The sequence below is a fragment of the Buttiauxella sp. S19-1 genome, assembly GCF_022134725.1.
Classification (GTDB): domain Bacteria; phylum Pseudomonadota; class Gammaproteobacteria; order Enterobacterales; family Enterobacteriaceae; genus Buttiauxella; species Buttiauxella ferragutiae.
This window is the reverse complement of the sequence record NZ_JAHWLU010000154.1, coordinates 1-9,120: the sequence shown is the minus strand read 5'-3', so window position 1 is coordinate 9,120 and position 9,120 is coordinate 1. Positions and strand designations below refer to the sequence as shown.

At 53.9% G+C, this 9,120-nt stretch carries 8 protein-coding genes; 1 reads left to right on the top strand and 7 read right to left on the bottom strand.

Annotation, left to right across the window (positions count from 1 at the left end):
* Positions 1 to 86 precede the first annotated feature (86 nt).
* From MES37_RS22110 to MES37_RS22085, 6 genes are read right to left on the bottom strand one after another with little or no spacing between them, the layout of a single operon-like run.
* Complete coding sequence (locus tag MES37_RS22110) at positions 87 to 287, bottom strand: hypothetical protein (RefSeq protein ID WP_237932654.1); 201 nt, start codon at positions 285 to 287, stop codon at positions 87 to 89.
* A complete protein-coding gene (locus MES37_RS22105; protein ID WP_064548830.1) occupies positions 277 to 1,380 on the bottom strand; it encodes an ABC transporter ATP-binding protein in 1,104 nt (367 codons plus the stop codon). Before MES37_RS22105 ends, MES37_RS22110 begins: the two co-directional genes overlap by 11 nt.
* Positions 1,381 to 2,334 carry a carbohydrate kinase family protein gene (locus MES37_RS22100; RefSeq protein ID WP_237932653.1) on the bottom strand — a complete coding sequence of 318 codons (954 nt, stop codon included), beginning with the start codon at positions 2,332 to 2,334 and terminating at the stop codon, positions 1,381 to 1,383.
* Between the two features lie 25 nt (positions 2,335 to 2,359).
* Positions 2,360 to 3,199: a carbohydrate ABC transporter permease gene (locus MES37_RS22095; RefSeq protein WP_064548834.1), complete on the bottom strand. Its 840-nt coding sequence runs from the start codon at positions 3,197 to 3,199 to the stop codon at positions 2,360 to 2,362.
* Positions 3,196 to 4,098, bottom strand: coding sequence for a carbohydrate ABC transporter permease (locus MES37_RS22090; RefSeq protein WP_237932652.1), 903 nt, complete (start codon positions 4,096 to 4,098; stop codon positions 3,196 to 3,198). The genes MES37_RS22095 and MES37_RS22090 overlap by 4 nt, the downstream gene beginning before the upstream one ends.
* Positions 4,099 to 4,151: 53 nt before the next feature.
* On the bottom strand, positions 4,152 to 5,402 hold the full coding sequence (locus MES37_RS22085; RefSeq protein ID WP_064548838.1) for an extracellular solute-binding protein: 1,251 nt from the start codon (positions 5,400 to 5,402) through the stop codon (positions 4,152 to 4,154).
* A gap of 302 nt (positions 5,403 to 5,704) precedes the next feature.
* Between MES37_RS22085 and MES37_RS22080 the strand changes: the two genes are divergently transcribed.
* Complete coding sequence (locus MES37_RS22080) at positions 5,705 to 6,877, top strand: ROK family transcriptional regulator (protein ID WP_237932655.1); 1,173 nt, start codon at positions 5,705 to 5,707, stop codon at positions 6,875 to 6,877.
* Positions 6,878 to 6,903: 26 nt separating this feature from the next.
* On the opposite strand, the gene MES37_RS22075 is transcribed toward MES37_RS22080, so the two are convergent.
* The gene (locus tag MES37_RS22075; protein WP_064548841.1) at positions 6,904 to 8,898 is read right to left on the bottom strand and encodes a BCCT family transporter; all 1,995 of its coding nucleotides are present in this window, start codon (positions 8,896 to 8,898) and stop codon (positions 6,904 to 6,906) included.
* Positions 8,899 to 9,120: the final 222 nt, after the last annotated feature.

The window sequence follows — 9,120 nt, the reverse complement described above, 5'->3', positions numbered from 1 at the left end:
AAGGTGAAACGGAGGGCTTAAGCTACGTCGGAAGATCGAGGTCTTCAGGTCGGATACAAGCTTCCTCCGTTTCATGTAACCGGTAGCTAACCAGCTACCGGTTCAAGATACAAGGTCGGATAAGCGCCAGCGTCATCCGACACAACATCACCAGGCCCGTAGGTCGGAAAAGCGCCAGCGTCATCCGACACAACATCACCAGCCCCGTAGGTCGAATAAGCGCCAGCGTCATCCGACACAACCACACCAGCCCCGTAGGTCGAATAAGCGCCAGCGTCATCCGACAAAATCAGTTTCTTCCGCGAGCCGCTCACCGGTCTGGGCATCGAACAAATGAATCGCTTCGCTGTTGGCTTCCAGATACAAAGGTTGTTCGGTACTGGCGCGCGCGCGTCCGGCGAACTGCACATGTAGCGGGAAACCACTCCAGTCAATGTGCAGCAAACTGCTCTCTCCGGTCACTTCCAGCAAGCGCAGCGTGGCGGCGGGTTGCTCACTGTGCGCGACGGGTTTCAGATCATGCGGGCGCAAGCCAAGCGTCACCGGCTTGCCCGCACAATCCATGGCCTGGCGCGCCCATTTTTCCGGCAGTCCAAACCACAGCTGATTGCAGCTCACGCCCGCTTTACCGCCGATATTCTGGAACACGCCGCTCAACAGGTTCATCGGTGGCGAGCCAATAAACCGCGCCACAAAGGTGTTCACCGGCTTGTCGTAAATCGACAACGGGTCGCCCTGCTGAACGATCAAACCGTCTTTCATCACCACGATGTTATCCGCCAGCGTCATTGCCTCAATCTGATCGTGTGTCACATACACCGTGGTGGTACGAAACTGCTGATGCAGCGATTTAATTTCAGCACGCAATTCCATGCGCAACTGCGCATCAAGGTTGGACAGCGGCTCGTCGAACAGAAACACTTTCGGGTTACGCACCAGCGCCCTGCCCATCGCCACACGCTGGCGTTGGCCGCCGGACAAATCTTTCGGCAACCGTTTGAGCAGATGATCAATGCCCAGCACTTTCGCTGCCTGCTGCACCTTCGCCTGTTGCTCGGCCTTTGGCACTTTCTTCACCTGCATATGGAAGGCCATATTTTCAGCCACGGTCAGGTGTGGATAGAGCGCATAACTTTGGAACACCATCGCAATATCGCGGTCGGCCGGGTCAAAATTATTGATTTGCTGCTTATCGAGCAGAATGTCACCGTCAGATAACGACTCCAGCCCTGCCAGCAGGCGCAGTAAAGTGGATTTTCCACACCCCGACGGGCCGACCAGCACGGTAAAACTGCCATCCGGGATAGTCAGGTTCAGCGGTTTTAGCACCTGCACTTTGCCGTAATTCTTCGCGACTTTTACCAGTTCAACCTGAGCCATTCAGTTTTTCTCCACAAGGCCAAAAAGCGATTGCCAGTCGGGATAACGGCGCGGGGAACTGCTAATCGCACAACCCGCGACGCGAACACCCCAGTGCAGCGCCGTGGCAGGCGGCAGGCCATAAATCAGCGCGGATAAAAAGCCAGCATTAAAACTGTCTCCGGCACCGATGGTGTCCACCACCGCAACCGGCTCGGCTGACTGAGTCAGCGCCAGGTTCGCCGCCCATAAACACGCGCCATCAGGGCCACATTTTGCAATGCAAAAAGCATTTTCTGACATGTTAGCCAACAGGCTACGCGCGGCTTCATCAAGCGTTGGCTTATCCGCCAACCCTAACGTTTCAACTTCATTAAGCAGCAACGCATCGCAGAACGGTAGCCATGTTGCGGTTTGCTCACGCAACGTATTATTCCAGCCCTGCGGCGGCCAACCGCTATCAACGGCGACCCGATAACCACGCTGTTTGAGCGTGGCCAGCAGTTGCGGATACTCGGCATACAGCGCGGTACAAAGCCAGGTGCCGCACAGCAAAACCCAATCGCCAGGCTGGGCGGCTTCCGGGATTTGCGCCAGAACATCCTGCATCGAAAGACGGACAATATGCCCCTGGTTACTGAAAAAGGTACGTTCGTGGTCGGGATGAGTGACGCCAAAGGTCAGTGACGTTTCGCACTCACAGGTTGGCCAGTGCGGTGCACTCTCCGGAAACAGGCTCGCCAGCCAACCGGTGAACTGATCGTTGCCCTGATTGGCGACTAAACGATAGGGCGATTCCAGTGCCGCCAACGCCAGCGCACAGTTTCCGGCAGAGCCACCGGGGCGCAGCGAGCTGCTTTCGAGCATCGCTTCGGTGCCCTTTTTCGGCCACTCGTGCAGCGTGCTCATGATCAAATCCACATTGATATTGCCCACCACATACAGCGTGGCGCGGGTGTCAGGTTTTGCTTTCATGGGTGAGGATTCTCCGTGTCCATCATCAGCCTTTGCTGCCACCGGCTGTTAATCCGCTGACCAGTGTTTTTTGCAGCCAAAGCGCAATAAAGAGCGGCGGTATAGCCGCAAGAATACCAACGGCGGCAATTAACCCGTCGTCGGTAGCACGCCCGGCGGTGAAACCGGCAATGGTGACCGGCAGCGTCTGGGCGTTGATATTGTTGGTAAACAGCAGCGCGTAAAAGAATTCGTCCCACGCCAGCAGCCAGCCAAACATTGCCGAGGCGCCGAGTGCCGGTTTTGCCAGCGGTAACGTAATCCGCAGCAACACTTGCCAGTAACGCAAACCGTCCAGACGCGCGGCTTGCTCAATATCAATCGGCAGCGCATCAAACTGGTTTTTCAGCATCCAGGTGAGGAACGGAATAATCATCGAGCAATACACCAGAATCAGCCCAAGGTGTGTATTAAGCAGCGTCAGCTTTTCGAGGATGAAATAGAGCGGCAGCACGAACGCCACGGGTGGCACCATGTAAATCGCCAGCCCGCCAAACAGCCAGATGTCGCGCCCCGGATAGCGTGAAAAGCTGTACGCCGCCGGGATTGCCAACAGCAGCGAAATCACTGTCGAACCGCAAGCCACCAGCAAACTGTTGCCCAGCGCATGCAGGAACAGCGCGCCTGGTTTGCCCTCCTCTAACGTCAGCAGGCTGGCATAGCGGCTGAAATCCCACTGGCGTGGCAGCCATTCCAGCGGAACCCGGGTCAAGTCGGCAGCCGAACTGACGCTCATCAGGAACATCCATAACAACGGCGCAAGAATCGACACAGCTAACACCAGCGCGGCCAGATAACGCAGAATAAGGCGGATTTTCTGTTTCATTCGACGCTCCCTGAACGGCGCTGGCGCAATAACATCAGTATATAAATCAGAATCAGCACCGCACAAATCAGCGTCATCAGAATCGCGTAAGCCGCGCCGCTACCGGCACGCAAATAGCTGAACGATTCCTGGTAGACAAAGAAGCTGACGGTTTTGGTGCTGTCGAGCGGCCCGCCACGGGTCATCACGTAGATAATGTCGAACACTTTAAAGGCGTCGATGGTCCGTAAAATCAGCGCCACTGCCAACGGTGCGGCAATCGCCGGCAAGGTAATTTTGCGAAAACGCCGGAAGGCCGATGCGCCGTCCAGTCGTGCTGCTTCAAAGAGGTCGTCCGGGATAGTCTGCAATGCTGCCAGTACCAGTAACGTGACCAGCGGATAGTTCTTCCAGATGTCGGCAAACATCACCGCGTTAATGGCGGATGACGGGTCGCCAAGCCAGCTACGGTAGTTATCAATCAGCCCGAGCTGGGTTAGCAAGGCGTTGATGCTGCCGTAATCCGGATTGAAGTTCAGCCGCCACATCGTGGCATTGACGATAGTCGGCAGCGCCCACGGTAAAATAACCAGCACGCGCAGAATGCTACGCCCCCAAAACTGCTGGTTGAGCAACAGCGCCGTCAGCACGCCAAGAATCCCTTCGAAAATCACGGAGACAGCGGTGAAATAGAGCGTTCGCCACAGTGCTTCGCGAAAGTCGGGGTCAGTCAGCGCATAGAGAAAGTTATCACTGCCCACCCAGCCCGGTGCGCTGCCATCGCCAATTAATCCGGCATCGGTAAAGCTGAGCCACAACGTGCGAGCCAGTGGCCAGGCGGTGAGCAAGAACATCATCAGAAGCATAGGGGCCAGAAGTAACCAGGCCTGGCGTTTCTCGCGTTGCGGTAATGTGAGCATTCAGTGTTCCCGGCCCGCCATAGCCAGACTATGGCGGGCGTGTTGGTGAATAATTAACGCAAACGATCGGCGGCGGCGGTTGCCGCTTCCATCCCCTCTTTCGCCGGGGTTTTACCCTGCAATACTGCCTGGATGTTTTGCTGCAAAATGTTCGACAAACGCGAGTAATCCGCGGTGACCGGACGAGACAACATCACGTTGAGCGAGGTTTTCGCGGCAGCAATCAGTGTCTCCTGGCCTTTCTGTACCGCCGGATCATCGTAAGACGATTTCCAGATAGGCAGGCTCAATTTGGCATATTTGTCCTGTACCGGCTGCGAAGTCATGTAACTGATGTATTCCCACGCCTGATCCGGATGCGCACTGGCTTTGGCGATACCCAGCCCCATCGAACCATTCACACCAGCCGCACCGCCTGCGGTTTCACCCGGTGCCGGAACCACGCCAACATCACCCGCGACTTTGCTCTGTTTCGGGTCGTTCGCCATGTTGTACATATACGTCCAGTTCAGGGCGAAAGCGGCATCACCGTTGGAGAAGGACTTACGCACATCTTCTTCCAGATATTCACGGGAATTCGGGTTGGTCAGCCCTTTATCCAGCGTTTGTTTCATGTAATCGATAGCTTTCATGGCTCCGGCATTGGTGAAGTTCAGCTTGCCGTCTTTATAAAACTCACCTTTAAACGCCGACACCAGCGTGGTGTAGTCGCACAGCAGCGCTTCGGACTGCGACCAGCTCCAGACCAGCGGGTATTTCACAATGCCTTTTTCTTTCAGGATCGCCGACTGCTTCTCAACATCAGCCCAGGTGGCAGGCGGCGTGGTGATCCCCGCTTTTGCCAGCATCGCTTTGTTGTAATACAGATATTTGGTATCGAGGATCCACGGCATGCCCCAGCGTTTGTCTTTGTAGGTCACGGTGGAAATCGCGCCATCAAATATTTTGCTGCTGACGTCTGCCGGAATACGGGTGGTCACGTCCTGCAATAGCCCAAATTTGTTGAATTCAGCAGGCCAGATGGCATCGAAAAGCACCACGTCATAACCTTTATCACCGGCACCGCGAGCGGCAACAATCTTGTCGTGCAGCGCTTCGTAAGGGACAAATTCGAGGTTCACTTTGATGTCAGGATGCTGCTTAGTGAAATCTGCGGTCATCGCGCGGATATCGGCTTCACTGTACGCCGCCTGGGTCATAAACAGCGCACTGAGCGTGGTTTCAGCCAGCGCACTGGCGCTGTATCCCAGAGTGAATAAAGAGAGGGCGCACAGGGTGGCCGCAGGGGTAAATCGTAGGCTCATCGTCATTCTCCGAAACAGGGTTAAGTTGATTAAATCAATTTGATTGCTTTAATTGACTAAAAAAAATGGCATGGCGTTAGCCAGCCCTGCGTCCCTGCCGGATGATGCTTTGCTACTGGGCATTAAAAATCGAAGCATGTTAAAAACAAATAATTACTGACGAATATCATTAACACGTCAATAACATTCAAAGCTGTGATGCGACCGTCAAATTCATATCGCCGTATTAATAAAATCAAATTGATTGCTGTATTCACACTCCGCATACTGCCGGTAAGGTTTTCCGTGGGGAGAATGATGTGATAACAACTTCTGGCACCAATCTCGAACACGCTCGCGCCCACAATCGGCGGGTGGTTATTGAAGTGATTCGCCTTAATGGCGAACTTACCCGCGCTGAAATTGCCCGTCTGACCTCGTTAACACCGCAAACCGTTTCTAACATCGCCACGGAACTTGAACAGGTGGGGATTATCTCCGCTCATCTGCCGCGCCGTGCCGGCGGGCGGGGTCAACCAGCAACGCCACTGACACTCAATCCCGATAGCGCCTATTCCATCGGCATCCATCTTGATCATCAATCGCTGCTGGTTGTACTGGTGGATCTTGCGGGCCAGGTTCGCTTTCGCAAACTGGTCCATGTGCAAAAACCCCAGCCGGAACCCACTCTGGCTCTAATTGATCAGATACAGCAAGAAATGCGCCAACAAGTGAAAATCGACTGGCGAAAAATGTTAGGCATCGGCGTGGTGATGCCAGGCCCTTTTGGTGTTGAAGGTATTTCCTCACAGGGGCCAACCACCCTGCACGGCTGGGATAATGTGGATATTGAGGCGCGTTTGAGTGCGCTAACCGGCTGGCCTGTCACCCTCGAAAATGACGCCACGGTCGCCGCTATTGGTGAGCGTTTTCACGGGGTCGCCAGGCAATTATCCTCATTCGTGTACCTGTATATTGGCACGGGACTGGGGGCGGGGATCTTTACCGATGGGCGAATTTACACCGGGCATGCACACAATGCGGGCGAAATCGGCCACATGGTGGTGCAACCGGGCGGCCGCGACTGTTATTGCGGAAACAAGGGCTGCCTCGAACGCTATGTGTCGTTACAGTCGGCATACGAAGCCTGCGGGCTGGACCCCATGTCGGCGATGCCTGAAGACCTATTAGACGTCGATGAAGCGTTGTTCGATAGCTGGCTGGATACTGCCGTCGAGCCTGCCTGCCAGGCCATCAATATTATGGAATGTGTGTTCGACGCGCAGTGCGTGATTATTGGTGGGATGATGCCGCAACCGTTGGTTGAAAAGCTGATTAACCGCCTGACACCGCTGTACAATTCCGTGCGTAGCCGTTATCCGAAAAGTGCCAGAATTCGTATTGGAATGTCCGGCAGCGACACGCCTGCTTTAGGTGCCGCCGCATTACCGATCTTCGATGAATTTAACCCGCAGTATGAAGTTTTGTTGAAATAGCCGCCCCACAAGAGGGGCGGTACAAATTATCGAACCAAATGCAGGAAATGCAGGTGTTTCTCGTACTGGTCGAGAATATCGTGAATGATCTGTTCTTGCGTCCAGCCCATCACGTCGTAATCCTGCCCACCCTCTTTCAAATGCACTTCGCCGCGATAATATTTCAGCTCTTCCACGCGCTCATCATCGCTTAATCCGGACATCGCAAAAGCGGGCTGGATATAAGCTCGCAGGCGCACTTCATAAACAAAATTCAAATCCTCACCAAAGTCGACTTCGAAACGAATACGGTCATCGTCTGACTCATCGATGGTGGCAACCGAGCCTTGTTTTGCCAGCTCAGCTTCTACCAGCGACATAGCCGGTTGCACGACTTCACCGACAAAGCGCTTTACCTGAGAACGTTTCGGGAAGTAGGCGATATTACGCAAACGGCGCTGCCACGAGATAGGGTTGCGTGCCGCCGTTGGCGCAATGGTGGTCATCATCTGGCTGTCTTGTTTATAAGCGTCGATGCGCAACGCTTTCAATAAACCGTAAATCGACACCAGCAGGATGACCGAGAACGGCAACGCACTGGCGATGGTCACGGTTTGCAACGCCCCCAGGCCACCGGCAATCAACAAAGCAATAGCCACCGCGCCCATCATGGCCGCCCAGAAAATCCGCTGCCAGATAGGGGTTTGGTCCGAACCGCCGGAAGCCAGCGAATCGACAACCAACGCGCCAGAATCCGCAGAGGTGACAAAGAACACCACCACCATAGCCATCGCAATGCACGACAAAATATTCGAGAACGGGAAGTGTTCGAGGAAGTTAAACAACGCCAGCGAAACGTCGCTTTGCACCGTGGTCGCCAGATCCGTTGCGCCCTCATTCATGATCAGGTGAATGGCACTATTGCCGAACACGGTCATCCACAGCAGCGTGAAGCCCGCCGGGACGAACAGCACGCCAGTCACGAATTCACGGATGGTCCGCCCGCGCGAAACACGGGCGATAAACATCCCCACAAACGGTGACCAGGACAGCCACCAGCCCCAATACAGCAGCGTCCAGCCACCCAGCCAGTTGCTGGATTTCGGCTCGTAGGCATATAAATTAAAGGTTTTGCTGACTATCTCAGAAAGATAGCCGCCGGTGTTTTCGACAAACGATTTCAGCAGCAACACTGTCGGGCCAAGAATCATCACCAGCGCCAGCAACAGCACCGCCAGGCCAAGGTTTAATTCGGACAAAATACGGATGCCTTTATCCAGTCCCGAAACCACCGACAGCGTAGCCAGCCCGGTTATCGTCACAATCAACACCACCTGCACGGTTTCGTTAATTGGCAGACCGAACAGATGATTCAGACCCGCGTTAACCTGCAACACGCCATAACCCAACGAGGTTGCCACGCCGAACACGGTGCCAATCACGGCAAAAATATCGACCGCATGGCCAATCGGCCCATAAATACGATTGCCGATAAGCGGATACAGTGCTGAGCGTAACGTCAGCGGCAAATTGTGGCGATAGCTAAAGAACGCCAGAATCAATGCCACGATGGCGTAAATCGCCCAGGCGTGCAGGCCCCAGTGGAAGAAGGTCAAGCGCATAGCTTGTTTGGCCGCTTCCACTGTTTCCGGCGTACCGACCGGCGGAGAAAGGTAGTGCATCACAGGTTCCGCGACGCCAAAGAACATCAGGCCGATGCCCATTCCCGCAGAGAACAACATCGCAAACCACGAAACGTAGCTGAAATCAGGTTGCGAGTGATCCAGCCCCAGTTTGATATTGCCGTAACGCGATAGTCCCAAAAACGTCACAGCCATCAGGATCAGCGCCACCGCCAGAATGTAGAACCAACTGGCGTTAGCGAAAATGCCCTGTTGCAGCGCTTTGAATTTGCGATCGGCAAGTTCCGGATACAGTGAAGAAAATGCCACAAGGGCGACGATAAGAGCAGAAGAGATAAAAAATACCGGGGGATTGATATGACTACGACGGGCCACGTTTTCCGTGTCGTTTTGACTCATAAAATACCTTTTGATTATTTCGTTTAGAGCATTCGATAACTGGTAAAAAATTAAACAACAATATGGACAATCAGTCGCCAGATGAATTTAGCGAGCGCAGTATACCTGAAAAGTGAATTAATTTACATTCCAGCCACAGGGCCAGTGTGGTTATTTAAAGAAAACTCAATATCTTCTTTAAAATATCAAAAATAAAAAACAGAAAAACAAACAATAAATATC

What these genes read in the sequence shown, in the direction of transcription:
- MES37_RS22105 (WP_064548830.1), bottom strand. Translation starts at nt 1,380, where the DNA reads ATGGCTCAGGTTGAACTGGTAAAAGTCGCGAAGAATTACGGCAAAGTG.
- MES37_RS22100 (WP_237932653.1), bottom strand. Translation starts at nt 2,334, where the DNA reads ATGAAAGCAAAACCTGACACCCGCGCCACGCTGTATGTGGTGGGCAAT.
- MES37_RS22095 (WP_064548834.1), bottom strand. Translation starts at nt 3,199, where the DNA reads ATGAAACAGAAAATCCGCCTTATTCTGCGTTATCTGGCCGCGCTGGTG.
- MES37_RS22090 (WP_237932652.1), bottom strand. Translation starts at nt 4,098, where the DNA reads ATGCTCACATTACCGCAACGCGAGAAACGCCAGGCCTGGTTACTTCTG.
- MES37_RS22085 (WP_064548838.1), bottom strand. Translation starts at nt 5,402, where the DNA reads ATGAGCCTACGATTTACCCCTGCGGCCACCCTGTGCGCCCTCTCTTTA.
- MES37_RS22075 (WP_064548841.1), bottom strand. Translation starts at nt 8,898, where the DNA reads ATGAGTCAAAACGACACGGAAAACGTGGCCCGTCGTAGTCATATCAAT.